Raw genomic sequence first — 23,628 nt, 5'->3', positions numbered from 1 at the left:
CCCCCGCGTTCCGTGTCGCCGCCGTGTCGGGGCGGTCACGTTCTGCTCACTCGGGAGCGCAGGCGGTTGTGATCCGTGACGCCGGCCCGCGGCAGGGCCGGAGGGGTCGATGCCATAGACTTGGGAAAGTTCTGCATACGGCGATTGCGGGGGCGATGGACATCACCAAGACGGCCGGGGTCGAGTCATCCACTCACCGGTCCCCTCGGAGCTTCGGCAGAACGGTCCGCGCCTACGTCGCGCTGATGAAGCCGCGCGTGCTCGAGCTGCTGCTGGTCACCACCGTTCCCGTGATGATCCTCGCCCAGGGCGGGTTCCCGAATGCCTGGCTCGTGGTCGCCACCGTGATCGGCGGCACCGCGAGCGCGGGCTCGGCGGCCGCGTTCAACATGTATCTCGACCGCGACATCGACGCGCACATGCAGCGCACCGTCAACCGGCCGCTCGTGACCGGCGAGGTTTCGCCGAGGGGCGCGCTCATCTTCGCGTGGTCGCTGGCCGTGGGATCGACCGCCTGGCTGTGGCTCACCACCAACTGGCTGGCGGCGACGCTCTCGGCGAGCGCCATCTTCTTCTACGTCGTGATCTACACGATGATCCTCAAGCGCCGCACCGAGCAGAACATCGTGTGGGGCGGCATCGCCGGCTGCTTCCCGGTGTTGATCGGCTGGACCGCCGTCACGGGATCGCTCGCGTGGCCGCCCGTCATCCTCTTCGCACTCGTGTTCCTGTGGACGCCGCCGCACTACTGGCCGTTGTCGATGAAGTACAAGGAGCAGTACGAAGAGGTGAACGTGCCGATGCTCGGCGCGACGCGCAACGGATCACAGGTGGGGCTGCAGGTCATCCTCTACGCGTGGGCGACCGTCGTCTGCTCGCTGCTGCTCATTCCCGTGGCGGGCATGGGCCTGGTGTACTCGGTCTCGGCGATCGTCTTCGGCGGCTGGTTCATCTACGAGTCGCACCGGCTGTACAACCGCGCCGTGCGCGGCACCGAGCCGCGGCCGATGCGCGTCTTCCACGCGTCGATCACGTACCTCACGCTCATCTTCGTGGCGATCGCTGTCGACCCGCTGCTGCCCTTCTGACGCGGAGGCTGTGGATAACTCCGCCGCGGTCGCGACGCGACGTTACCGTGGACGGGTGATTCGTCGTTCGGTGCTGGCGTTGGCAGGTGTGATGGCGGCGTGCATGGCCTTGAGCGGATGCCTCGGCACGACCCCGGAGCCGACCCCCACGCCCACCGCCGCGTTCGCGAGCGAGGAAGAGGCGTTCGCCGCGGCGGAGGAGACGTACAGGGCGTACATAGGCGCACTGAACGCGCGACGTGAGGACCCACTGTCCGTGCCGGATCCATACACATTCCTGATCGGCGAGGCGCTTGAAAATGATCTCGCCTTAGAGCGCGAGTTGGAAGCGCAGGGGCTGCGTGCGGTTGGCGATGGTCTCGTTGACCGGGTTGATCCAACCTCGGCAGATCCGGAGCGGGGAGATGTAGCGATAGAGGTCTGCCTCAATGCCACGCAGGTACGAATTCTGAGCTCATCCGGTGAGGATGTCACACCCCCCGAACGCCCGGATTTCACACGGCTGACGGTACAACTGACTACAGCCGGGGACGCGTTGGTGATCGAGCGAAGCGAAGTTGCCGCGGTGGGCCAATGCTAGGTATCGCCATCGCTCTGGCGGTTAGTGCACTGGTGGGCATGGATGCCCCGGACTGTGGCGCGGCGCAGGCGCTCACCACGGGGTGCCCAGAGATCGTGAACACGGGCGATTCAGTCGTCGTGAGTGGGGAGCACATCGAGGCCGGCTCGGACAGCGACCGCGCCAGCGGATCACTTGGAGAGCGGGTGCCGGTGCCGACGATGCCGATCGAGCCCACGAACCCGAGGCCGTGCGACGCCCCAGGAGGACTCTGCGAGCGTCCGGCGCTGCCGGTGGAGTCGATCGAGGACGCGGGCCTTCCGGCCGTCACGCTCGCCGATCTCGAGTCCTTCCGCCCGGTCACCCCCGCGCTGACGGGGGAGCCGGCCGGTTTCGGAGTGGTCGGGATGCCGACGAACTTCGTCGCCGCGGCATCCGAGCAGGCGATCCCTGGCGTGCTGCTCGGGTACCCCGTCACGGTGCGCTTCACCCCGACGGCATTCGTCTTCTCGTACGGCGACGGCACCTCGGCGCGGAGCGCGACCGGGGGAGCGACCTGGGCACAGGTGGGCGCGGCGCAGTTCTCGCCGACCGACACCACGCACGTCTATCGCGAACGAGGAATCTACAGCGCGTCGGTCGCGGTGGAGTTCGCGGCATCCGTCGACTTCGGCACGGGATGGATTCCCGTCGACGGCGTCGTGACCGCGTCGTCGGGCGCGTATCCGGTGGAGGTCGTCGAGGTGCGTACCGCCCTCGTCGACCGCACGTGTGAGGAAGACCCCCAAGGTCCCGGCTGCGGCTGACCCGCCCGCCTCGACGCGGTAGGCACGCACACCACGAGGCACCACGCTCATGCGTGGTGCCTCGTGGACGAGCGCGGTCAGCGCGTGGGTACGGGAACCTCAGCGGGGACCGTCTCGACCGCCTCGGTGTAGCCGAGGCCACGGTCGTAGCCGTGGCCTGCGGGCTGCTCCGTAGGCTCGGCGTCTTCGTCCGCTTCGAGGGACTTCGTGGGCTCGACCTCCGCGCGCGGGCGGAGGGTCGACAGTGCGGCGATGGCGAGGGCGAGCAGCAGTCCGATGATGCCGGCTCCGAGCACGATGGCGCCCGCGACGGCCATGGACTGACCGACGTACACGTCGACGGGGGTCGCCGTCCCCGCGGTGAGCACCGTCGTCATGCTGCCGAGCCGGTCGCTCAGGAGGTACGCGCCGCCGGCGGCGGTCGCGAGAGAGACGACGACGAGGCCCCAGAACGGGACGCTGCGTACGAGATGGGGTCGCGTGGACATGCGTGGATCACTCCTCGGGTGCGCGGCCCGGGCGGCCGCGGCATCCCCACACCCTCGCAAGCCACCCCGTGCAGGAGCGATGCGAACCCTATGGATCGCCTGTGCGCCGCCGGTCGTCAGCGGGCGTTGACCGCGGCTCGGTCGGGCGCCTTGAGGTTCACGACGACGGCGGTCATGGCGGCCACGAGCATGACCGCGAGCACCATGTGGATGTTGACGAGCCAGATCGGCAGCCCGGTCCGGGCCTGCCACAGTCCGACGCCGGTCTGCGCGAGCTCGACGGCCAGCAGGAGCAGGGTCCACAGGCGCAGGCGCAGTGCCGGGGGAGTGCGCCACGAGCCGGCCACCAGTACCAGTGTGAGCGCCAGCGTGATGTATGCCGGCCACGAGTGGACGTGCTGCATGAACTCCGGATTCAACCCGTTCCGCGCGGCGCCGCCGTCGCCGGCATGCGGCCCGGAGCCGGTCACCAGGATGCCGACGACCACGGTCACCAGCACGAACGCGCTCGTCAGATGCGTGGTGGCGGCGTACCAGCGGGGAACGGCGAGGATGCGGGGTCCCGGCGTCGAGTACACGCGCGCGACGAGCACGGCGGCAAGGGCGACGAGCACGACCGACGCGAAGTAGTGGAGCCCGACGACGTAGGGGTTGAGGTTGGTGAGAACGGTGATCCCGCCGATGATGGCCTGCAGCGGCACATAGAGACCGATCGCGAGGCTCAGCCAGAACAGGTCGCCGCGCTGCCGGCGCATGCGCACGACGAAGAGGAACATCACGATGGCCACTACGACGAGCACGAACGTGAGCAGCCGGTTGCCGAACTCGATGACGCCGTGAATGCCCATCTCTTCGGTGGGCACGAGCGAGCCCTCGGTGCACTGCGGCCAGGTGGGGCAGCCGAGCCCGGAACCGGTGAGCCTGACCAGTCCGCCGGTGCCGACGATGCCGATCTGCACGACGAGCGTCGCCCACGCCGCCACGATGACGCGCCGGTCGACACGGTCGGGCAGCCACTCCCATGCGCGCTGCCATACGCCGTGAGGCTTCGTCGTGGGCATTCGGGTCGCCTGATCCGTCGACATGGGGGTGGTCGCCTCCTGAGGCCGTTCCACGCCGGCGCGGCGAATCCGGCGCGGCATCCGCCGTCCGGACGCGGCGCGGCCTCTGTGGAGAGGACACGGGCGCGTCCGCGGCAGGGTGGAACCTGTAGAATCGAGGGGTCGGTGGCGCGCGCATCCAACCATGTGGATGATGCGCATCGCACCACCGACAGTCTAGGCGCGATGGCCGGCGCCACTGAGAGGGCCCAGGAAGCGGCATCCTCCTCCGGAATCTCCACCAGAGGAGCGGGATGCCGGGGCGGATGACACCGCTGGACCCGGAGGAGAACAAGACGATGTCTGATGTGCTGATCGACCGCCCCGAGCTGGATGGCCTGGGTGTCTACGAATTCGGGTGGCATGACACGGATGCCGCGGGCGCTGTCGCGCAGCGGGGCATCAACGAGAATGTCGTGCGCGGCATCTCGGCGCTCAAGAGCGAGCCCGAATGGATGCTGAAGACCCGGCTCAAGGGCTATCAGCTCTTCGGCCGCAAACCCATGCCGACGTGGGGCGCGGATCTCAGCGAGATCGACTTCGACAACATCAAGTACTTCGTGCGCTCGACCGAGAAGCAGGCGGGCTCGTGGGAAGAGCTTCCCGAAGAGATCCGCAACACGTACGAGAAGCTCGGCATCCCGGAGGCGGAGCGCCAGCGCCTCGTGGCCGGCGTCGCAGCCCAGTACGAGTCCGAGGTGGTCTACCACCAGATCAACGAGCAGCTCGAAGCGCAGGGCGTCATCTTCATGGACACCGACACCGCGCTGCGCGAGCACCCGGAGTTCTTCGAGGAGTACTTCGGCACCGTCATCCCCGCCGGCGACAACAAGTTCGCGGCGCTGAACACCGCCGTGTGGTCGGGCGGGTCGTTCGTCTACGTGCCCCCGGGCGTGCACGTCGAGATCCCGCTGCAGGCGTACTTCCGCATCAACACCGAGAACATGGGCCAGTTCGAGCGGACGCTGATCATCGCCGACGAGGGCTCCTACGTGCACTACATCGAAGGCTGCACCGCCCCCATCTACAAGAGCGACTCGCTGCACTCGGCCGTGGTCGAGATCATCGTCAAGAAGAACGCGCGCGTCCGCTACACGACGATCCAGAACTGGTCGAACAACGTCTACAACCTCGTCACCAAGCGCGCCGTCGCCCACGAGGGCGCGACGATGGAGTGGATCGACGGCAACATCGGCTCGAAGGTCACGATGAAGTACCCGTCGATCTTCCTGATGGGCGAGCACGCCAAGGGCGAGACGCTGTCGGTGGCCTTCGCGGGACCGGGTCAGCACCAGGACGCCGGCGCCAAGATGGTCCACATGGCGCCCTACACGCAGTCGTCGATCGTGTCGAAGTCCATCGCCCGCGGCGGCGGCCGCGCAGGCTACCGCGGCGAGGTCCGCGTCGACGCCAACGCGCACCACTCGGCCAACACGGTGCGCTGCGATGCCCTCCTGGTCGACACGATCTCGCGCTCCGACACGTACCCGGCGATCGACATCCGCGTCGACGATGTGCAGCTCGGCCATGAGGCGACGGTTTCGAAGGTCAGCGAAGAGCAGCTCTTCTACCTCATGAGCCGCGGCATGCCCGAAGACGAGGCGATGGCGATGATCGTGCGCGGGTTCATCGAGCCCATCGCGCGCGAGCTGCCCATGGAGTACGCGCTCGAACTCAACAAGCTCATCGAGATGGGCATGGAAGGATCCGTCGGCTAGTGAGCTCCGTGACGCAGGCCCCCGCGACCATCCCCGGCGCGAAGGGCCACACCGACGGTGCCGGTGCCTTCGTGCCGGTGCAGACCCGATCCGAGCGCTTGCGGTCCTACGACCCCGCTGCCTTCGAGACGCCCACCGGGCGGGAGGTGAACTGGAAGCACACCCCCGTCGCGCGCCTGTCACGTCTGCTGACGGACGCCGCCGGCGACGAAGGTGCGATCTCGATCGCCGTCGGCGGTCCGCTCGCAGCCGCAGGGCTCGCGACCGGCACCGCGCCCCGCGGCGAGGTGTTCGTGCCCGAGGATCTTCCGGCCGCGGTGGCGTGGAGCCGGTCCGCCGAAGCGGTGTACCTCTCGATCCCCGTCGAGGCCGAGCTCGATGATCCGGTCGTCGTGGAGTTCAGCGGTGCCGGCTCGGAGCTCGCGGCCCACGCGCATCTGGTCATCGAGGCATCCCGGCACAGCCGTGCTCAGGTCGTTCTCCGCCACACCGGCTCTGCGCAGTTCGCCCAGAACGTCGAGGTCATCGTCCGCGAGGGCGCGCATCTCGAGCTGGTCACCGTGCAGCAGTGGGAAGACGACGCCGTGCACCTGGCCGCCCATCAGGCGCGTGTCGAGCGCGATGCGACGCTGCGGCACATCGTCGTCAGCTTCGGCGGCGGCGTGGTGCGTGTGAACCCGAGCGTCGAGCTTGCCGGCACCGGCTCGCGCGGCGAACTGTACGGCCTCAGCTACTCCGATTCGGGGCAGCATCTCGAGAGCCAGGTATACCTGCACCACAAGGGCGCCGAGACCACCGGCGATGTGCTGTACAAGGGCGCGCTGCAGGGTGAGGGTGCACGCAGCGTGTGGATCGGCGACGTGCTCATCGGACCGGATGCCGTCGGCACCGACTCGTATGAGGCGAACAGGAACCTCGTGCTGACCGATGGCGCGCGCGCCGAGTCGATCCCGAACCTCGAGATCGAGACCGGTGACATCCGCGGAGCGGGGCACGCGAGCGCCACCGGGCGCTTCGACGATGAGCAGCTCTTCTACCTGCAGGCGCGCGGCATCCGCGAGGACGAGGCCCGCCGCCTCGTCGTGCTCGGCTTCCTCGCCGAGATCGTGCAGAAGATCGGTGTGGCGGATCTCGAGTCCGAGTTGTTCGCCGCGATCGAGACGGAGCTCGCCCAGGGGCTCGCGGCCGCGGAGGCCGCTCGATGACGGCGCAGCGCGTGTGCGGGCTCAGCGAACTCGTGCAGGACGAAGCCCGCCGCGTCGAGATCGACGGCGTCGCGATGGCCGTCGTCCTTGATTCCAACGGCGAGGTGCACGCGATCGGCGATACCTGCACGCACGGCGACATCTCACTGTCCGAGGGCTTCGTCGACGGCGAGTCGCTGGAATGCTGGGCCCACGGCTCGGCGTTCTCGCTGCGCACCGGCAAGCCCCTCAACCTCCCCGCGTACGAACCGGTCCCGGTGTTCGCGGTCACGATCGACGGCGACGATGTGCTCATCGACCCGGCCGTCACGCTCGAAGCGAACTGAAGAAGGTAACGAACATGTCTGTCCTCGAGATCCGCGACCTCCACGTGACGGTCGAGACGGATGCCGGAACCACGCCCATCCTCAACGGCGTCACCCTGACGATCCGCACCGGCGAAACGCACGCCATCATGGGCCCCAACGGCTCAGGAAAGTCCACGCTCGCTTATACGATCGCCGGTCACCCGAAGTACACCGTCACGGGCGGGTCGATCTCGCTCGACGGCGAGGACGTGCTCGCGATGACCGTCGATGAGCGTGCCCGCGCAGGCCTGTTCCTGGCAATGCAGTACCCCGTCGAGATCCCCGGCGTGACAGTCACCAACTTCCTCCGCACGGCCAAGACCGCCATCGAGGGCGAGGCTCCCTCGATCCGGACGTGGACCAAGGATGTCAAGGCGTCGATGAAGGCCCTGCGGATGGACCCGAAGTTCGCGCAGCGCAACGTCAACGAGGGATTCTCGGGTGGCGAGAAGAAGCGCCACGAGATCCTCCAGCTCGAGCTGCTCAAGCCGCAGATCGCGGTCCTGGACGAGACCGACTCCGGCCTCGACGTCGACGCGCTGAAGATCGTGTCGGAGGGCGTCAACCGCGCCAAGGCGGAGAGCGACCTCGGCGTGCTGCTCATCACGCACTACACGCGGATCCTGCGGTACATCCACCCCGACTTCGTCCACGTCATCGTCGGCGGCCGCATCGTCGAGGAGGGCGGCCCCGAGCTCGCGGATCGACTCGAGGACGAGGGCTACGACCGTTTCCTCCCGCCCGGCGCAGAGGAGCCTGCCGAGGCTCCCGTCGCCACTGAAGCGTAGGATCGTTATATGACCGCAACGCTCACGCCCGAGAAGTTCGACGAGGTCACCGAGGCGCTCAAGGACGTCATGGACCCCGAACTGGGGATCAATGTCGTGGACCTCGGGCTCATCTACGACCTGGCGTGGGACGACGAGAACGACGCCCTGGTCATCCACATGACGCTGACATCCGCGGGATGCCCGCTGACGGACGTGTTGGAGGAGCAGACGGCGCAGGCTCTCGACGAGGTCGTGGAGAGGTTCCGCATCAACTGGGTGTGGATGCCGCCGTGGGGCCCGGAGCGGATCACCGACGACGGTCGCGACATGATGCGGGCTCTCGGCTTCGCCATCTGAACCGCCCGCAGGACCTGGTCCGGGACCTGGGTCCCTCGCGTTGCCGGCCGGAGACTGCCACACTCGGCCCATGCGCATTCGCGGGGGACGCTTCATCTTTGCTGCCATCGGGGGCGTCGCGGCCCTCGCGACGCTGAGCGGGTGCAGCTTCGGCGCGCCGGTAGCGGCTGTACCGTCGCCATCGACCGCGCCGGCGGTGAGCGAGGACCCGAGCGCCGACGCGCTTGCGACCGTGACGCCGGATGGTGTCGACGCCGCGATCGCCGATCTGGAGGCATCCGTCGCCACCGCGATGGACGCGACCGGCACCCCCGGGATCGCCGTGGGCGTGGTCTATCAGGGCGAGCTGCTCTTCGCCGAGGGGTTCGGCATCCGCAACGTCGACAGCGGCGAGCCTGTCGATCCCGACACCGTCTTCGCACTGGCGTCCGTCTCGAAGTCCCTCTCGGCGACGGTCGTCGCCCGGGCGATCGATGAGGGCCTGGTGACGTGGAACACGCCCGTGTCCGAGCATCTCGAAGGTTTCACGCTGTCGGACCCGTACGCGGGTTCACACGTGACGATCGCGGACATGTTCGCCCACCGATCGGGGCTCTACGAGCATGCCGGGGACGAGCTGGAGGACATCGGCTACGACCGCGCAGCGATCCTGGAACGGCTGCGCCTGATCCCGCTCGAGCCGTTCCGTGCCGTCTACCATTACGGGAACTTCGACATCACCGCCGCCGGTGAGTCCGTTGCGCGTGCCGCCCGCGAGGACTGGGCGGCGCTGTCGGAGCGGCTGCTCTATGAGCCCCTCGGGATGACCTCGACGAGTTCGCGCTTCGCCGAGCTGGAGGCACGCGAGAACCGGGCGGTCGGACACATCCAGGACGACGGCGAGTGGATCGTCACGCCGGAGCCGCGCCAGCCCGACGCGCAGTCACCGGCCGGTGGCGCGAGCTCCAATGTGACGGACATGACGGCCTGGATGACCATGCTGCTGGCAGCAGGGGAGCACGACGGCCAGACGTTCGTCGAGCCCGCGTCTCTGCTGCCGGCGATGTCGCCGCAGATGATCACGGGACCGCCGAGCGCCTTCGGCGGACGCGCCAGCACGTACGGCTACGGCTTCAACGTGGGTACGACGATCGGCGGACTGGTCGACGTGAACCACTCCGGAGCGTTCGCACTGGGTGCGGGCACGATCGTGAAGATGCTGCCGGGTGCCGGTCTGGGCATCGTCGTGCTCTCCAACGCCAGCGCGAACGGCGTGCCCGAGGCGATCGCGGCTCGGTTCGCCGACATCGCGCAGTTCGGTGCAGAGCGCCGCGATTGGCTGGCCCTGTATACGTCGGTGTTCGAGCGGCAGATGGCCCCGTTCGGCGAGCTGGTGGGGGAGGACCCACCGGTGGACGCGGCGCCCGCCGCGGATCTCGCGTCCTACGCCGGCACCTACGGGAACGACTACTTCGGCCCGGCGACGGTGAGCGTCGTCGACGGCGAGCTCGAACTCGCCGTCGGACCCACCGGCCGCTGGCTGCTCGAGCACTGGTCGGGTGACGAGTTCGTGTTCCGCCTCACGGGGGAGAACGGGACGGCGGGCAGCATCTCGACGGCGACCTTCGACGGCTCCACCCTCGTCCTCGAGTACTTCGATCAGCACGGGCTGGGCACCTTCACACAGTGACGCAGAAGGGTCCCGCGTCCCGGGCGCTCGATAGGGTCGAACGGTGAGCGTCACCCCCTTGCAGGCACTTCCCCTCGATCAGCTGCGACAGCGTTCCAGCACCAAATGGCGCACGTACGGCGACGACGTCCTGCCGCTGTTCGTCGCCGAGACCGACTTCGCGCCGGCACCGGCCATCACGGCGGCGCTGAGCCGCGCCGTCGCACTCGGTGACACGGGCTACACCCCGCCCGACCCCGGGATCGCCGCCGCGTTCACCGGGTTCGCGCAGCGACGCTACGGGTGGGCGGTCGACCCTGCACGGGTGCGCACCACCTGCGACGTGATGATGGGAGTCGTCGAGATCCTTCGCCGGGTCACCGAGCCGGGGGATCGGGTGATCGTGACGACCCCGGTGTACCCGCCCTTCTTCGAGTGTGTCCCCGAGGCCGGCGCCGTCGTGGAGCGCGTCCCGCTGCGCGATACCGGCACCGCGTGGGAGCTCGACCTGGTGGGCATCGAAGCCGCCTTCGCCGGCGGCGCGCGCGCGATCCTGCTGTGCAACCCGCACAACCCGACGGGTACCGTGCACTCACGCGAGATCCTCGCCGCCCTCGCCGATCTCGCCGCCCGCTTCGGTGCGGTCGTGATCAGCGACGAGATCCACGCCCCGCTCACGCATCGGGACGCCACCTTCACGCCGTTCCTGGATGCCTCGTCCGTCGCGGCGCGCGTCGGATACGCCGTTGTCAGCGCCAGCAAGGCGTTCAACCTCGCCGGCCTCAAATGCGCCCTGATGGTCACCGCCGACGACGAGACCAGCGCCGCGGTGCGCGCCTTGCCGGCGGAGGTTGAGTGGCGCACCGGGCTGTTCGGCGCCATCGCCGCTGTCGCCGCCTTCTCGCCTGAGAGCGACGAGTGGCTCGACGCGCAGCTCGCGGCGCTCGATGCGAACCGGGTATTGCTTGCGGAGCTGCTGGCGGTGCACCTCCCCGCCGCGAGATACCGGATTCCGGACGCCGGCTTCCTGGCGTGGGTCGATCTGTCCGAGCTCGGCTGGGGCGACAACCCCGCCGTGAAGGTCCTCCGCGATGCCCGCGTCGCGCTGCACCTCGGGCCGCTCTTCGGAGAAGAAGGGCGCGGGCACGTCCGCATCAACTTCGGCTGCTCGCCCGAGGTCCTGCGCGAAGCCGTGCAGCGTATCGCGCAGATCTCGCGATGACGGGCACGTTCCGGGCGTTCGGGGTGATCGGCGACGGCTAGCCTGGGCTGATGACATCGCCGGCTGTGAGCCATTCAGACCCGGCGAGTATCTGGCAGTCGCGCTTCGTCTGGGTGACCGTCGGCGCCGTCGCCCTCATCTTCCTCGCGGCGATCCAGTCGCTCGCGGTGACCACGGTGATGCCTGTCGTCAGCGCCGATCTCGACGGCGACCGGCTCTACGCGGTCGCCTTCGCCGGGACCCTCGCGACCAGCGTGATCGGCATGGTCGCCGTGGGTTCGTGGTGCGACCGTGGCGGCGTCCTCGCCCCGCTCACCACGGCCGTCGTGCTGTTCGTCGTGGGCCTGCTGCTCGCCGGGCTCGCGCCCACGATGCCGCTGCTCGTCCTCGGCCGGCTGGTGCAGGGTCTGGGGACGGGCGGCCAGACCGTCGCGCTGTACGTCGTGGTCGCGCGGGTGTATCCGCCCGCGCTGCACGGGCGCGTCTTCGCGGCCTTCTCGGCAGCATGGGTCGTGCCCTCGCTCATCGGACCGTTCCTCGCCGGTGCCGTCACGGAGTTCCTGCATTGGCGGTGGGTCTTCCTCGGCGTCGCGGGGCTGACCGTCGTGGCGTTCGCGCTCGTCGTCGCGCGTCTGCACGGTCGGCCTCTGTCCACCGACGACCCGGCATCGGGCCGCGTGTGGCCGCGCCTGGTGTGCGCGATCGCCGTGGCCGCAGGGGCATTGGGCTTGAGTCTGGCAGGTGAGCTCGGAACCTGGGCATGGGCCGCGGTCGTGGCATCCGTCGTCGTCATCGGGCTGGCCTCCCGGCCGTTGCTGCCGCGCGGCACGCTCGTCGCCGCCCGCGGCCTGCCCAGCGTGGTCCTGATGCGCGGCCTCATCGCGGGGGCGCTGTTCGGCGCCGAGATCTACGTGCCGTACCTGCTGATCGACGAGTACGGTTTCTCGCCCACGTGGGCGGGCCTGGGCCTGACCGCCGCCGCGCTGGCCTGGGCGGCCGCCGCGGACGTGCAGGGGCGCTTCGGCGAGCGCCTCGGCAATGTCCGTATCACGGTGATCGGAAGCTCACTGCTCGTGACATCGCTGGTGATCGCGGCCGTGACCGCGGTCGGGCACCTGCATCCCGCTGTGCTGATCGGTGGGTGGGCGTTCGCCGGCGCCGGTATGGGGCTGATGTATCCACGCCTGACGGTGCTCACTCTCGCCTACTCGACACCGCAGAATCAGGGATTCAACTCGTCGGCGCTGTCGATCTCGGACTCGATCGGCGCGGCGTCGGCGATCGCGATGCTCGGGCTCGTCTTCACGGCGCTTGTGGGAACGGATGCCGGATTCCCGGCCGTGTTCGCCATCGCGGGCCTGCTGGCCCTCGCGGCGCTCATCCCGGGTCTGCGCATGGGTCGCGCCGATGAGGAGCGGTAGAGCGGAACGTCAGTTCTCGGCGCGGCCGACCCGCCAGTAGCCCATGAACGCCACCGCGCGGCGGTCCACCCCGCGCTCGGCGACGAGGTGGCGCCGCAGCGCCTTGATCGCTCCCGCTTCACCGGCAAGCCACGCATACAGGCGTGCGCTCTTCAGCGCCGCTCCGCCCTTCGCGGTGCGCGGCACCTCCCACAGGATGTCGGTGTCGATGTCGACCTCTTCGACGTCACCGCCCTGACCCGACGGAGCGAGGTCGGTCGCGGCATCCGTCACCGACGACACCAGGTGCGCGTGCCGATCTGCGCTGTCGCGGGCGCCCACTCGGTACTCGAAGCCCGGGTGGTGCGGCAGGTAGGCGACGTCGGCGGCGTGCGGCACCTCCAGAGCGACCACGCCTGTCGCGTCGGCGGGCAGCTGCTCGAGGATCGCGGCGATCGCGGGAGCCGCCGTCTCGTCGCCGGCGAGGAGGATGCTGTCGACGCGGGCCGGCGGGACGAAGTCGATGCCGTAGCTGACGCCGGTGTGCGCGGTCGTGGGGGCGAAGATCAGCACTTCGTCGCCGACCTGCGCACGCGCGATCCAGTCCGAAGCCGGCCCCAGCACGTCGTGCGCGACCATGTCGATGTCGACCTCGCGCCGCTCGTTGCGCACGTAGCGCGTCGTGTAGGTGCGGAACGGCGGACGCTGGTCCTCGGGCAGATCGCGCCAGCGTGCGTACCAGTCCGCGCCGGTGGGCATGGCGTCCAGACCGATGGAGCGTGTCGGGAACACGATCTTGATGCGCTGGTCGAAGCCGGTGTCGCCGTACTCGACGAGGTCGTCGCCACCGAAGGTGAACCGGCGGAAGCTCGGCGTGAGGTCGGTGATCGAGGTCACCCGCGCCCGGAAGAAGCGGTTCGTGTCAGCGGGGGAGGCCATCGGTGATTCCTGTCTGGTCTGAAGCGGCGCGCGCGGCGGCGAACGCAGGAGCGGTCTCGGGAGTCGGTGCGGCGACGTGGTGCCGGCCACGGGGCAGCACGATGGGCGCGCCCGACACCGGGTCGGGAACGACGAGCGCGTCGAGATCGAACACCTCGCGGATCAGTTCGCTCGTCATGACCTCACCGGGTGCTCCGCTGGCGACGACGCGGCCCGCGCGCAGCGCGAAGAGATGGTCGGCGTAGCGGGCGGCCAGGTTCATGTCGTGCAGCACCATGACGATCGTCGTGCCGCGGTCGCGATTGAGATCGGTGAGCAGATCCAGCACCTCGACCTGGTGCGCGACGTCGAGGAACGTCGTCGGTTCGTCGAGCAGGAGGATGTCGGTCTCTTGCGCGAGCGCCATTGCGATCCACACCCGTTGACGCTGCCCGCCTGACAGTTCGTCGACCGAGCGGTCGGCGAGGTCGTCGGTGCCGGTGGCTGAGAGCGACTGCGCCACCACCTCGTAGTCCCGCGGGCTCCAGCGGGCGAGCAGCTTCTGATGCGGATGCCGGCCGCGGCCGACGAGATCGGCCACTGCGATGCCCTCGGGCGCCATCGGGCTCTGCGGCAGCAGCCCGAGCGTGCGCGCCACCTCTTTGGACGGCCGCGCGTGCAGCGCCTTGCCGTCGAGCACGACCTGTCCCGCCTTGGGTGAGATGAGCCGCGCGAGGGCGCGCAGCAGCGTCGACTTGCCGCATCCGTTCGCACCCACGATCGCGGTGATCCGTCCCGGCGGCACGTGCAGTTCGAGGTCGTCGACGATCACGCGATCGCCGTAGGCGAGCGTGAGCGCCTCGGCCGACAGGCTGTGGGATGCGGTCATAGCGAGCCTCCGGAGCGGTTGGTCCTGATGAGGAGGTAGATGAGATACGGAGCGCCGAGGACGCCTGTGACGACGCCGACCGGATAGCGGCTGTCGAAGGCGAACTGCCCCAGCAGATCGGCGACGAGCACCAGCAGGGCTCCGACGAGGCCTGACGGCAGCAGCAGCGAGCCGCCGGGGCCGACGATGCGCGCAGCGATCGGCCCGGCCATGAAGGCCACGAACGCGATCGGACCGGTTGCGGCGGTCGCGAAGGCGAGCAGCGTGACGGCGGCGACGATCGCGATCACGCGCGTGACGTTCAGCCGCACGCCCAGCCCGGCCGCGGCGTCGTCGCCGATGCGCATGACACCGAGACCGCGACTCTGCGCGAGCAGGATCGGCACGAGGATGACACTCGCGACAGCCAGGGGCACCACGATCGACCAGGTCGCCCCGTTCAGGCTGCCCGTCAGCCAGCGCATCGCGGACTGCAGGTCCCACACGGCCGCCTTGGAAAGGACGTAGGTCACAGCAGCGTCGAGCATGGCCGCGACCCCGATCCCGATGAGGATGAGGCGCGTGCCGGCGAAGCCGCCCTTGTTCGACAGCAGGTAGATCGCCAACGCCGTCGCGAGCGCTCCTGCCACGGCAAGCAGCGAGACGAGCGTCTCGCTCAGCGAGAGCACCACGATGCCGAAGACGGCCGCGGCGCTCGCCCCGGACGTGATGCCGATGATGTCGGGCGATGCGAGCGGATTGCGCAGCATCGTCTGGAAGGTCACACCGGCGACGCCGAAGGCGAAGCCCGCGAGCACCGCGAGGCTCGCACGCGGCAGACGCAGCTCGCCGACCGTGAACGACGCACCCGGGACGGTCTCGCCCAGGATCACACGTGCGACCTCGTCGAGTCCGTAGAACGACTTGCCGACCATGAGAGAGACCACGAAGACGCCGAGGATCGCGATCGTCAGCATCACGGTGACCGCGGCGCGTCGCCGCTCACGGCGACGGCGGCCGGCGATGACGGCCGCGGTGCGTTCACTGAGCCTCGCGGAAGCGGGGGTACCTGCGTCGAGGAGCGTGCTCACAGTTCCCGGACCTTCTGGCGGCGGACGATCCAGATGAAGAACGGGGCGCCGATCAGAGCCGTGATGATGCCCACTTCGATCTCCTCCGGCCGCGCGATCACGCGGCCCACGATGTCGGCCGCCACGAGGAGTCCGGCGCCGGCGATCGCCGAGAACGGCAGAAGCCAGCGGTGATCCGTGCCGACGAGCAGCCGGCACATGTGCGGCACGATGAGGCCGACGAACGCGATCGGCCCCGCGATCGCGGTCGCGGCGCCCGCCAGGACCACCGCGCCGCCGAACGCGACCAGACGCGTGCGGAACACATGCTCGCCGAGCCCGGCCGCGACGTCGTCACCGAGCGCCAGCGAGTTCATGCCGCGAGCCCAGGCGAGACAGACGATCGCGCCGACGGCCAGCACCGGCGCGACGACGGCGATCCGGTCCCAGGTCGCTCCGCCCACACCGCCGATCTGCCAGAACCGGAACATCTCGGCGATGTCGGCGCGGGGGAGGAGGATCGCGCTCACGAGCGACATGAAAGCCGCCGTGGCCGCCGCGCCGGCCAGCGCCAGTTTGAGCGGTGTCGCGCCGCCGCGACCGAGCGAGCCCACGGCGTACACGAAGATGGCGGCGACGGCGGCGCCGGCGACTGCCGCGACGATGAAGGCGTAGGGGCCCGACATGCCGAAGAACGCGATGCCGATCACGACGGCCAGCGCCGCGCCTCCCGAGATCCCGAGGATGCCCGGATCGGCGAGCGGGTTGCGGGTGACCGCCTGCATGGCGGTGCCCGCCATCGCCAGCGCGGCGCCGACCAGCAACGCCAGCACCGTGCGGGGCAGGCGCGCAACGACGGCGGCCTGGCTGACATCGCCGGTCCGGCCGGCAAGGCCTGCGAGGACGTCGTCGAGCGAGACGTCGCGCGCGCCGAACGCGATGGACGCTACGCACAGCGCAGCCAGGACGGCGATGCCGACCAGGAGCCACGTCAGCCGCACCGCCGCCGGACGCCGCAGGGGAGCGGCATCCGGCAGCGGTGTCTGCGTCGTCTGCAGGACGCTCACGGTTCGGACCTCGTGTGGATGGGAAGCGGTCGGCGGGCTATCAGTCGAGCGCGCCGGCGAGCACCGAGAAGTACTCGTCGATGCCCCAGCCGATCGACAGCGGCGACGGGTTGGCGGAGGCCGCCAGCGGCGTGGACTCCTCGAGGATGGCGATGCGACCCTCGGCGATCGCGGGGATCTGCGACAGGTGCTGGCGGGCGATCTTCTGCCGTCCGACGGCAAGGTCGACCGGATCGGCGAGCTGGGCTATCTGCCGCAGGATCCGCGATCGGGCGATCCCGAGATGCTCGCGCGCACCCGCATCCTGGATGCGCGGGGCCTGGGCACGATCGCGATCGGCATGCACGAGGCATCCCTCGCGATGGGCGACGACGACGCGGATACCGCGGCCCGCGCGATGCGCAAGTACGCGAACCTCACCGAGCGGTTCGAAGCGCTCGGCGGCTACGCGGCGGAGGCGGAGGCCGCCTCGATCGCGCACAACCTTTCGCTGCCCGACCGCATCCTCGATCAGCCGCTGAAGACGCTCTCGGGCGGTCAGCGACGGCGCATCGAGCTCGCCCGCATCCTGTTCTCGGACGCCGAGTCGATGATCCTCGACGAGCCGACCAACCACCTCGACGCCGACAGCGTCGTGTGGCTGCGCGAGTTCCTCAAGGGCTACAAGGGCGGACTGATCGTCATCAGCCACGATGTCGAGCTCGTCGGCGAGACCGTCAACCGCGTGTTCTACCTCGACGCGAACCGTCAGGTCATCGACGTCTACAACATGAACTGGAAGAACTACCTGCGCCAGCGGGTTGCCGACGAAGAGCGTCGCAAGAAGGAGCGCGTCAACGTCGAGAAGAAGGCGACGGCCCTGCAGCTGCAGGCGGCGCGGTTCGGCGCCAAGGCCTCGAAGGCCGCTGCTGCGCACCAGATGGTGGCGCGCGCCGAGAAGATGCTGTCGGGTCTGGACGATGTGCGCCAGGAGGATCGCGTCGCCAAGCTGCGGTTCCCGAAGCCTGCTCCGTGCGGCAAGACTCCGCTGATGGCGTCGGGCCTGTCGAAGTCGTACGGCTCGCTCGAGATCTTCACCGACGTCGACCTCGCGATCGATCGCGGGTCGAAGGTCGTGGTGCTCGGCCTCAACGGTGCCGGCAAGACGACGCTGCTGCGGATCCTGGCGGGAGTCGACAAGCCGGACACCGGGCAGATCGAGCCGGGCCACGGTCTCAAGATCGGCTACTACGCCCAGGAGCACGAGAACCTCGACGTCTCGCGTTCGGTGCTTGAGAACATGATGTCCGCCGCCCCCGACATCACGGCGACCGAGGCCCGCAAGGTGCTCGGCTCGTTCCTGTTCACCGGCGACGACGTGCTCAAGCCCGCGGGCGTGCTCTCCGGCGGCGAGAAGACACGGCTCTCGCTGGCGACGCTCGTCGTCTCGAGCGCCAATATGCTGCTGCTCGACGAGCCGACGAACAACCTCGACCCCGCCTCGCGAGAGGAGATCCTCGGGGCGCTCTCGCACTACGAGGGCGCGGTCGTGCTGGTCTCGCATGACGAGGGCGCCGTCGAAGCGCTCAACCCCGAGCGCGTCCTCATCCTTCCCGACGGCGTGGAAGACATCTGGGGTCGCGACTACGCGGACCTCATCAGCCTCGCATAGACGGGGCGTCAGCGTCCGGCGGCGTCCAGGAGCGCGTCCTCGTCCTCGGCGTCGCGATCCCGGCGGCGAGGCGATCCGGCACCCGTGGCGTCGGGCCGCTGATCGGCCGCGTCCTCGGCATCCTCCCGCCGGTGGCGACGTTCGGTGCGGATGACGTACCCGATGAAGATGAAGCCCATCGCGGCGAACAGGATCCACTGGATCGCGTACGACAGATGCGGTCCTGGGTCCTCCGAGGGGGACTCGAGTGGGTTCGGCGTGTTCTCAGCCGCGGGATCCTCCGACACGATCACGCCGTAGGCGCTGAGCTCCATCGCGTCGCCCGTGGCGGACGAGACGGCGTCGGCGGCCAGCGACAGGTTGATCGTGGGAACCTGGCCGTCCGGCGCCGAGCGTCCGGAAGCAGGGATCGGCTCGCCCGGTCGAAGCCGCACGACCACGGTGACCTCGCCAGAAGGCGGGGCGGGGACGGCGTCGGGTTCGGGCTGGTCCCCACCCGGCGGGACCCAGCCGCGGTCCACGAGCAGCACGCGGCCGTCGCCCAGCCGGAACGGCACCAGCACTTCGAAGGCGGAGGTGCCGCCGTGAGGCCGGTTGCGCACCAGCAGCTGGTCGTCGCTCACATAGCGTCCCGTCAGCGTCACCGGACGCCACTCGTCCTGCGGATCGAGTGAGTCGCCCGCCGCGACGAGCTCGGCGAGCGGCACAGGTGCGGCGTCGTAGTTCTGCGCGACGAGAGCGAGCTGGGCGCTGCGCTCCTCGTTGCGGGAGAACTGCCAGTTGGACAGGAACGCGCACGCGATCGCGAACACGACGGCGAGGCCGATGTAGATGGTCCAGCGGCCGGCGCGCGGCAGGCGCTGCATGCTGACCTCGCGGCGGGCGCTCATGGCGACGCCTCGGTTTCTGGTCGCCCCGCGGGCTCCGAGCCCCGTGCGAAAACACCAGTCGGTGACGCGACACGCCGATCCGATGCATCCGTCTCCGGCGTGTCGCCGTCACCGACTGGTGTTTTCGCAGGTGCGGGAGCGAGGGGCGCCACCGACACCGGGAAGTCGCGTGCGGCGAGGAAGTCGCGGAGATAGTCACGGTGCTCGTCGCACGCGACCCAGGTCTTGGTGCGGTCCGCCGTATGGATGCGCGGATTGCGCCAGTCGATGCGCCACGACGCCGGAGCGCGGCAGCCTGCTCGCGAGCAGGTCGCGTCGACGACGGGCTCGCGAGGTGCTGCGCTCATGCGTTCCGGTCCGGCTGCTCGGGTGCGTGGGGACGCGACTCCTCGACACGGATCACGCGATCGCCCCCGGACGGCAGGGATGACGTCGGCACGGCCGGCAGCGAAGGCTCGGGGTCCTCGCGACGGTTGCGCCGCGCTTCCTGGCCCACGTTGGCCGAGACCACCGCGATGTACGGGAGGAAGATCGCCCCGGCGCCGAAGACCCACGTGTACCAGCCGTACGGGGTGATCACGACCATGAGGACGAGGCACGCGATGCGCACCGCCATCATCAGCAGATACCGCGTCGAGCGCGCGCCTGCCTCGTCGCGCGGGGCGCGCGGCAGCGATGTCGCCGACGGGGCGTGGCTCGAACTCTTCACGGTGCTTCCAGCGTACGCCGGTTGCGCCGCGCGGTCGCGGTCAGTGGCCGTATTGCGAGCTCTGGCTGGCCGCCCACGCGATGAATGAGAACAGCACGATCGCACCGATGATCCAGAACGCGAGTCCGACGTACCCGACGATCGTTCCTGCCAGCGCCATGCCCCGGCCGTTCTCACCGCTCGTCTTGAGCTGGTTCAGCGAGATGTGGCCGGTGATGACGCCGCCGATCGATCCGATGATCGGGAGGATCCCGATGAAGCCGACGATCGAGGCGATGAGCGAGACGATCGACAGCGCATTCGTCTTCGGCTGTGCTCCGTAACCGTATGCCGGGGCGGCGCCGTACGGCGGCGTGCCGTACGCAGGTGCACCGTACGCGGGCGGCTGACCGCCCTGCGCGGGCGGCGGGTACGCGCCCTGTGACGGGGGCGGATAGGCACCCTGCTGCGGATACGCGCCCTGCCCGGGGGGAGGCGGGTAGGCGCCCTGCCCCGCGGGCGAAGACGGGGGAGTGGGCTGGCCGGCCGGCCCGGGCACGGGTGCATCGGGGGTGTTGTCGCTCACGGGGTCGCACCTTTCGTCGAAGTCGCCTCCAGCGTTTCAGCGCATGCCGTCCAGTGTCAATTGCGCCGCGGACGCGGCCAGGGCACGGTGGGCGACGCCGGTAGGCTGGTGCGGTCCGTCACACCCCCGGGAGCCACAGCATGTCCAGTGATCGCGTCGTCCTCGTCACCGGCGGAAATCGCGGTATCGGCCGTGCCATCGCGGACCGCTTCGTCGCGCTCGGTTATCGCGTCGCGGTCACTGCACGTTCCGGCGAGGGACCCGAGGGCACGCTGACGGTGCGTGCAGATGTGACGGATGCCGCGGCCGTGGACGCCGCGTTCACCGAGGTGGAGAACACCCTCGGCCCGGTGGAGATCGTCGTCGCGAACGCCGGCATCACGAAGGACACCCTGCTGCTGCGGATGACCGAGGACGATTTCGACTCGGTCGTCGCGACCAATCTCGGGGGAGCGTTCCGCGTCGTCAAGCGCGCGTCCAAGGGGATGCTCCGAGCCCGCTGGGGTCGTGTCGTCCTGATCTCGAGCGTGGTGGGGCTCTACGGCTCCGCGGGGCAGATCAATTACGCCGCGTCCAAGAGCGCGCTCGTCGGCTTCGCCCGTTCGCTCACTCGCGAACTCGGCGCCCGCGGGATCACCGCCAATGTCGTCGCTCCGGGTTTCATCGAGACCGACATGACCGCGGAACTGCCCGAAGACACCCAGGCGGAGTACAAGAAGAGCATTCCCTCCGGACGCTTCGCGACGGCCGACGAGGTCGCCGGAGTCGTCGCGTGGATCGCGTCGGACGACGCCGCGTACATCTCGGGTGCCGTCATCCCCGTCGACGGCGGCCTCGGCATGGGGCACTGAGCCGGCGCGCCTCCGTCGGCTGCGGAGTCAGTCGATCGCGTGCAGGATCGCCTCGGCGACGGCGCCCGGCCGGGAGAACTGCGGCCAGTGTCCCGTCGCGTCGTCGGGTCCGTTGAGCTGCACGATGTCGAGCTTCTCGATGGCGGCCATCTCGGCGGCCCAGGCCGGCGCCTCGCCGATAATCGCACGGATGTCGTCCGCCGGCATCGTGCTGGTGATCATCGTCATGGGCACCGCACGGCGACGCTCATCCGAGAGCCTGAGGGGGTCGGTGGGCACGCGTTCGGGCACAGATTGCGCGCGGGCCGCGGCATCCGCCCGTGTCTGCGGGTCGAGGTCGGCGACCTCGCCCTCGTCGAAGGAATCCCAGCCGGGGAACGGGACGACGCCGTCGACGACCGGGAAATCCCAGATCGAGCTGCCGGGTGTCGGGGGGAAAGTGTCGAGGAACACGACGTGCGCGACGTGGTCGGGACGGGCATCGAGCGCTCCGTACACGACGTTGCCTCCGCCCGAATGACCGACGAGCACGACAGGGCCGTCGAGTGCGTCGATCTCGGCGACGACCGAGGCGACCCAGTCGGCCATGCCGATGCCGCTCGACTGTGCCGCCGGAGCGCCGACTCCCGGCATCGTCAGGGGATGGGTGCGGTGACCGGCGGCCTCGAGGGCAGGCGTCACCTCACCCCATGTCGCAGCGTCGAGCCAGAGTCCGGGGACGAGGATGATGTGCATGCCTCGACCGTAGCGCCGCCTTCCGACACGGGTCAGGGGAGGAGCGGGATGACCTCGCGCAGGTCGACCGGCCCGATCACGATGTCTGCTCGGGCCCGCACCGCCGGCTTGGCGTTGAAGCCGATTCCGAGCCCCGCGGCCGCCATCATCAGCAGGTCGTTCGCGCCGTCGCCGATCGCGATCGTCCGGTGCAGCGGCACGCCGTGCAGTGCCGCCCACTCGCCGAGCGTCTCGGCCTTGCCCTCGGCATCCACGATCGCGCCCTCCACGACGCCGCTGAGCGCGCCGTCGGCAGTCGCGAGGCGATTGGCGCGCCAGATGTCGACGCCGAGGTCCGGCGCGACGGTGTCGAGGATCTCGTGAAAGCCGCCCGACACGACCCCCACCGCGCCGCCACGATCATGGACGGCCGCGACGAGCTCGCGCACGCCCGGCGTCGGCTCGATACGCGCGAGCACGCGCCCGAACGCCGAGACCGGCACGCCGGCGAGCGCCTCGACGCGTGAGCGCAGGCTCGTCGCGAAGTCGACCTCGCCCCGCATGGCCGCTTCGGTGGCCTCGGCGACCTCGCGGCCACGACCGGCCTCGTCGGCGATCAGCTCGATGACCTCGTTGCGGATCAGGGTGGAGTCGGCGTCGAGCACGACGAGGAAGCGGAACGCGGCGGGCACCCTCACACGCTAGCGGGCGCGGATCGGGCGGAACGAACTGCGCCGGTCACCGTTCGACGCGGATGCCCTTGCCGACGACCGTGATCCCGCTGTCGGTGACGGTGTAGCCGCGCGACAGATCCCGCTCGCGGTCCACTCCGACCGTCGCGCCTTCGTCCAGGACGACGTTCTTGTCGAGGATCGCCCGGTGGATGCGCGCGCCGGCGCCTACGTGGACGTGGTCGAACAGCACCGAGTCGGTGATCGTCGAGCCTCCGCCGGCGAGCGTCCACGGTCCGACGACGCTGCGCTCGAGGTGGGTGCCCGACAGCACCGACCCGAGCGAGACGATCGAGTCGATGGAGTTGCCGATGCGCCCGACCGAATCGCGCACGAACTTCGCCGGCGGGGAGTTCACCGCCTGCGAGTGGATGGGCCAGTCCGTGTTGTAGAGGTTGAAGATGGGCAACGTCGAGATCAGATCGCGATGCGCGTCGAAGAACGAGTCGATGGTCCCCACATCACGCCAGTAGTACCGGTCGCGATCGGTCGAGCCGGGCACGTCGTTGCGGTTCATGTCGTACACGGCGGCTTCGCCGCGACCGACGAAGTACGGGACGATGTCGCCCCCCATGTCGTGGTTGGACGTCGGCAGTTCGCCGTCGGCCTCGACGGCCTCGATCAGCGCATCGGTGTCGAAGATGTAGTTGCCCATCGAGGCGAGAACCTGGTCGGGAGCGTCGGCGAGGCCCGTCGCGTCGAGCGGCTTCTCGAGGAACTCGTTGATCCTCACCGGGTCGTCCTTGTCGACGTCGATGACGCCGAACTGGTTCGCGAGCGAGATGGGCTGACGGATGCCGGCGACCGTCGCCCGCGCGCCGGATTCGATGTGGGCGGCGAGCATCTGCCGGAAGTCCATGCGGTACACGTGATCGGCGCCGATCAC

The 23,628-nt window shown here is 69.4% G+C and carries 24 protein-coding genes and 2 pseudogenes; 13 read left to right on the top strand and 13 right to left on the bottom strand.

Annotated elements, in window-relative coordinates:
• Positions 1-155 precede the first annotated feature (155 nt).
• Genes ACLKM7_RS12200 through ACLKM7_RS12190 form a run of 3 tightly spaced genes read left to right on the top strand, consistent with a single transcriptional unit; the run spans position 156 to position 2,453 of the window.
• Positions 156-1,088, top strand: a complete 933-nt coding sequence (locus ACLKM7_RS12200) for a heme o synthase (protein WP_168914513.1) — start codon at positions 156-158, stop codon at positions 1,086-1,088.
• A 55-nt stretch (positions 1,089-1,143) separates the two neighbouring features.
• The gene (locus ACLKM7_RS12195) at positions 1,144-1,668 is read left to right on the top strand and encodes a hypothetical protein (protein ID WP_436447436.1); all 525 of its coding nucleotides are present in this window, start codon (positions 1,144-1,146) and stop codon (positions 1,666-1,668) included.
• Between the two features lie 38 nt (positions 1,669-1,706).
• Positions 1,707-2,453: a hypothetical protein gene (locus tag ACLKM7_RS12190; protein ID WP_436447435.1), complete on the top strand. Its 747-nt coding sequence runs from the start codon at positions 1,707-1,709 to the stop codon at positions 2,451-2,453.
• Positions 2,454-2,530: 77 nt separating this feature from the next.
• Here the strand turns inward: ACLKM7_RS12190 and ACLKM7_RS12185 are convergent, their stop codons facing one another.
• Both ACLKM7_RS12185 and ACLKM7_RS12180 read right to left on the bottom strand, forming a co-directional pair.
• Positions 2,531-2,941 carry a dinucleotide-utilizing enzyme gene (locus tag ACLKM7_RS12185; RefSeq protein ID WP_436447434.1) on the bottom strand — a complete coding sequence of 137 codons (411 nt, stop codon included), beginning with the start codon at positions 2,939-2,941 and terminating at the stop codon, positions 2,531-2,533.
• 116 nt (positions 2,942-3,057) lie between these two features.
• Positions 3,058-4,002: a COX15/CtaA family protein gene (locus tag ACLKM7_RS12180; RefSeq protein ID WP_436447433.1), complete on the bottom strand. Its 945-nt coding sequence runs from the start codon at positions 4,000-4,002 to the stop codon at positions 3,058-3,060.
• Between the two features lie 338 nt (positions 4,003-4,340).
• Between ACLKM7_RS12180 and sufB the strand changes: the two genes are divergently transcribed.
• The 8 genes from sufB to ACLKM7_RS12140 all read left to right on the top strand — a co-directional run bounded on the left by sufB (position 4,341) and on the right by ACLKM7_RS12140 (position 12,729).
• Positions 4,341-5,759 carry a Fe-S cluster assembly protein SufB gene (gene sufB / locus ACLKM7_RS12175; RefSeq protein WP_168914516.1) on the top strand — a complete coding sequence of 473 codons (1,419 nt, stop codon included), beginning with the start codon at positions 4,341-4,343 and terminating at the stop codon, positions 5,757-5,759.
• A complete protein-coding gene (gene sufD / locus ACLKM7_RS12170; RefSeq protein ID WP_436447432.1) occupies positions 5,759-6,964 on the top strand; it encodes a Fe-S cluster assembly protein SufD in 1,206 nt (401 codons plus the stop codon). Before sufB ends, sufD begins: the two co-directional genes overlap by 1 nt.
• Positions 6,961-7,290 (top strand): non-heme iron oxygenase ferredoxin subunit, encoded by a 330-nt coding sequence (locus tag ACLKM7_RS12165; protein ID WP_436447431.1) that lies wholly within the window; start codon positions 6,961-6,963, stop codon positions 7,288-7,290. Before sufD ends, ACLKM7_RS12165 begins: the two co-directional genes overlap by 4 nt.
• A 14-nt stretch (positions 7,291-7,304) precedes the next feature.
• Positions 7,305-8,099: a Fe-S cluster assembly ATPase SufC gene (gene sufC / locus ACLKM7_RS12160; protein ID WP_436447430.1), complete on the top strand. Its 795-nt coding sequence runs from the start codon at positions 7,305-7,307 to the stop codon at positions 8,097-8,099.
• Positions 8,100-8,108: 9 nt separating this feature from the next.
• On the top strand, positions 8,109-8,438 hold the full coding sequence (locus ACLKM7_RS12155; RefSeq protein ID WP_141882678.1) for a metal-sulfur cluster assembly factor: 330 nt from the start codon (positions 8,109-8,111) through the stop codon (positions 8,436-8,438).
• A gap of 70 nt (positions 8,439-8,508) precedes the next feature.
• Complete coding sequence (locus ACLKM7_RS12150; RefSeq protein WP_436447429.1) at positions 8,509-10,107, top strand: serine hydrolase; 1,599 nt, start codon at positions 8,509-8,511, stop codon at positions 10,105-10,107.
• 43 nt (positions 10,108-10,150) lie between these two features.
• A complete protein-coding gene (locus ACLKM7_RS12145; protein ID WP_436447428.1) occupies positions 10,151-11,308 on the top strand; it encodes a MalY/PatB family protein in 1,158 nt (385 codons plus the stop codon).
• Positions 11,309-11,358: 50 nt separating this feature from the next.
• Positions 11,359-12,729 carry an MFS transporter gene (locus tag ACLKM7_RS12140; protein ID WP_436447427.1) on the top strand — a complete coding sequence of 457 codons (1,371 nt, stop codon included), beginning with the start codon at positions 11,359-11,361 and terminating at the stop codon, positions 12,727-12,729.
• A 9-nt stretch (positions 12,730-12,738) separates the two neighbouring features.
• On the opposite strand, the gene ACLKM7_RS12135 is transcribed toward ACLKM7_RS12140, so the two are convergent.
• From ACLKM7_RS12135 to ACLKM7_RS12120, 4 genes are read right to left on the bottom strand one after another with little or no spacing between them, the layout of a single operon-like run.
• The gene (locus ACLKM7_RS12135; RefSeq protein ID WP_436447426.1) at positions 12,739-13,647 is read right to left on the bottom strand and encodes a siderophore-interacting protein; all 909 of its coding nucleotides are present in this window, start codon (positions 13,645-13,647) and stop codon (positions 12,739-12,741) included.
• On the bottom strand, positions 13,631-14,515 hold the full coding sequence (locus tag ACLKM7_RS12130) for an ABC transporter ATP-binding protein (RefSeq protein WP_436447425.1): 885 nt from the start codon (positions 14,513-14,515) through the stop codon (positions 13,631-13,633). Before ACLKM7_RS12130 ends, ACLKM7_RS12135 begins: the two co-directional genes overlap by 17 nt.
• The gene (locus tag ACLKM7_RS12125; RefSeq protein WP_436447424.1) at positions 14,512-15,585 is read right to left on the bottom strand and encodes a FecCD family ABC transporter permease; all 1,074 of its coding nucleotides are present in this window, start codon (positions 15,583-15,585) and stop codon (positions 14,512-14,514) included. The genes ACLKM7_RS12130 and ACLKM7_RS12125 overlap by 4 nt, the downstream gene beginning before the upstream one ends.
• Positions 15,582-16,622 (bottom strand): FecCD family ABC transporter permease, encoded by a 1,041-nt coding sequence (locus ACLKM7_RS12120; protein WP_436447525.1) that lies wholly within the window; start codon positions 16,620-16,622, stop codon positions 15,582-15,584. The genes ACLKM7_RS12125 and ACLKM7_RS12120 overlap by 4 nt, the downstream gene beginning before the upstream one ends.
• A gap of 187 nt (positions 16,623-16,809) precedes the next feature.
• Here ACLKM7_RS12120 and ACLKM7_RS12115 point away from each other — a divergent pair.
• Positions 16,810-18,282: pseudogene (locus tag ACLKM7_RS12115) on the top strand (ABC-F family ATP-binding cassette domain-containing protein); the annotation flags it as partial.
• An 8-nt stretch (positions 18,283-18,290) separates the two neighbouring features.
• Here ACLKM7_RS12115 and ACLKM7_RS12110 read toward each other — a convergent pair.
• The 4 genes and pseudogenes from ACLKM7_RS12110 to ACLKM7_RS12095 form a co-directional block, all read right to left on the bottom strand.
• Positions 18,291-19,172 (bottom strand): SURF1 family cytochrome oxidase biogenesis protein, encoded by an 882-nt coding sequence (locus ACLKM7_RS12110; RefSeq protein ID WP_436447423.1) that lies wholly within the window; start codon positions 19,170-19,172, stop codon positions 18,291-18,293.
• 140 nt (positions 19,173-19,312) lie between these two features.
• Positions 19,313-19,519, bottom strand: a pseudogene (locus tag ACLKM7_RS12105) (hypothetical protein); the annotation flags it as partial.
• Positions 19,516-19,881 (bottom strand): DUF3099 domain-containing protein, encoded by a 366-nt coding sequence (locus ACLKM7_RS12100; RefSeq protein ID WP_436447422.1) that lies wholly within the window; start codon positions 19,879-19,881, stop codon positions 19,516-19,518. The gene ACLKM7_RS12100 and the pseudogene ACLKM7_RS12105, both read right to left, overlap by 4 nt.
• A 40-nt stretch (positions 19,882-19,921) precedes the next feature.
• On the bottom strand, positions 19,922-20,446 hold the full coding sequence (locus ACLKM7_RS12095) for a DUF4190 domain-containing protein (RefSeq protein ID WP_436447421.1): 525 nt from the start codon (positions 20,444-20,446) through the stop codon (positions 19,922-19,924).
• 140 nt (positions 20,447-20,586) lie between these two features.
• Here ACLKM7_RS12095 and fabG point away from each other — a divergent pair, with 140 nt between their 5' ends.
• Positions 20,587-21,297, top strand: coding sequence for a 3-oxoacyl-ACP reductase FabG (fabG, locus tag ACLKM7_RS12090; protein WP_436447420.1), 711 nt, complete (start codon positions 20,587-20,589; stop codon positions 21,295-21,297).
• A gap of 27 nt (positions 21,298-21,324) precedes the next feature.
• On the opposite strand, the gene ACLKM7_RS12085 is transcribed toward fabG, so the two are convergent.
• The 3 genes from ACLKM7_RS12085 to ACLKM7_RS12075 form a co-directional block, all read right to left on the bottom strand.
• Positions 21,325-22,032, bottom strand: coding sequence for an alpha/beta fold hydrolase (locus ACLKM7_RS12085; RefSeq protein ID WP_436447419.1), 708 nt, complete (start codon positions 22,030-22,032; stop codon positions 21,325-21,327).
• Positions 22,033-22,064: 32 nt separating this feature from the next.
• Positions 22,065-22,703 (bottom strand): phosphoserine phosphatase SerB, encoded by a 639-nt coding sequence (gene serB / locus ACLKM7_RS12080; protein ID WP_436447418.1) that lies wholly within the window; start codon positions 22,701-22,703, stop codon positions 22,065-22,067.
• 46 nt (positions 22,704-22,749) lie between these two features.
• Positions 22,750-23,628: sugar phosphate nucleotidyltransferase (locus ACLKM7_RS12075; RefSeq protein WP_436447417.1), on the bottom strand; the 879-nt coding region annotated here is incomplete at its 5' end.

Source organism: Microbacterium sp. I2, assembly GCF_051364985.1.
Lineage (GTDB): Bacteria > Actinomycetota > Actinomycetes > Actinomycetales > Microbacteriaceae > Microbacterium.
Note: the sequence above shows the minus strand (reverse complement) of the source record. Positions and strands in the feature narration are given on the sequence as shown.

What these genes read in the sequence shown, in the direction of transcription:
- ACLKM7_RS12200 (WP_168914513.1), top strand. Translation starts at nt 156, where the DNA reads ATGGACATCACCAAGACGGCCGGGGTCGAGTCATCCACTCACCGGTCC.
- ACLKM7_RS12190 (WP_436447435.1), top strand. Translation starts at nt 1,707, where the DNA reads ATGGATGCCCCGGACTGTGGCGCGGCGCAGGCGCTCACCACGGGGTGC.
- ACLKM7_RS12185 (WP_436447434.1), bottom strand. Translation starts at nt 2,941, where the DNA reads ATGTCCACGCGACCCCATCTCGTACGCAGCGTCCCGTTCTGGGGCCTC.
- ACLKM7_RS12180 (WP_436447433.1), bottom strand. Translation starts at nt 4,002, where the DNA reads ATGCCCACGACGAAGCCTCACGGCGTATGGCAGCGCGCATGGGAGTGG.
- sufB (WP_168914516.1), top strand. Translation starts at nt 4,341, where the DNA reads ATGTCTGATGTGCTGATCGACCGCCCCGAGCTGGATGGCCTGGGTGTC.
- ACLKM7_RS12165 (WP_436447431.1), top strand. Translation starts at nt 6,961, where the DNA reads ATGACGGCGCAGCGCGTGTGCGGGCTCAGCGAACTCGTGCAGGACGAA.
- sufC (WP_436447430.1), top strand. Translation starts at nt 7,305, where the DNA reads ATGTCTGTCCTCGAGATCCGCGACCTCCACGTGACGGTCGAGACGGAT.
- ACLKM7_RS12155 (WP_141882678.1), top strand. Translation starts at nt 8,109, where the DNA reads ATGACCGCAACGCTCACGCCCGAGAAGTTCGACGAGGTCACCGAGGCG.
- ACLKM7_RS12150 (WP_436447429.1), top strand. Translation starts at nt 8,509, where the DNA reads ATGCGCATTCGCGGGGGACGCTTCATCTTTGCTGCCATCGGGGGCGTC.
- ACLKM7_RS12140 (WP_436447427.1), top strand. Translation starts at nt 11,359, where the DNA reads ATGACATCGCCGGCTGTGAGCCATTCAGACCCGGCGAGTATCTGGCAG.
- ACLKM7_RS12135 (WP_436447426.1), bottom strand. Translation starts at nt 13,647, where the DNA reads ATGGCCTCCCCCGCTGACACGAACCGCTTCTTCCGGGCGCGGGTGACC.
- ACLKM7_RS12130 (WP_436447425.1), bottom strand. Translation starts at nt 14,515, where the DNA reads ATGACCGCATCCCACAGCCTGTCGGCCGAGGCGCTCACGCTCGCCTAC.
- ACLKM7_RS12110 (WP_436447423.1), bottom strand. Translation starts at nt 19,172, where the DNA reads ATGAGCGCCCGCCGCGAGGTCAGCATGCAGCGCCTGCCGCGCGCCGGC.
- fabG (WP_436447420.1), top strand. Translation starts at nt 20,587, where the DNA reads ATGTCCAGTGATCGCGTCGTCCTCGTCACCGGCGGAAATCGCGGTATC.
- ACLKM7_RS12085 (WP_436447419.1), bottom strand. Translation starts at nt 22,032, where the DNA reads ATGCACATCATCCTCGTCCCCGGACTCTGGCTCGACGCTGCGACATGG.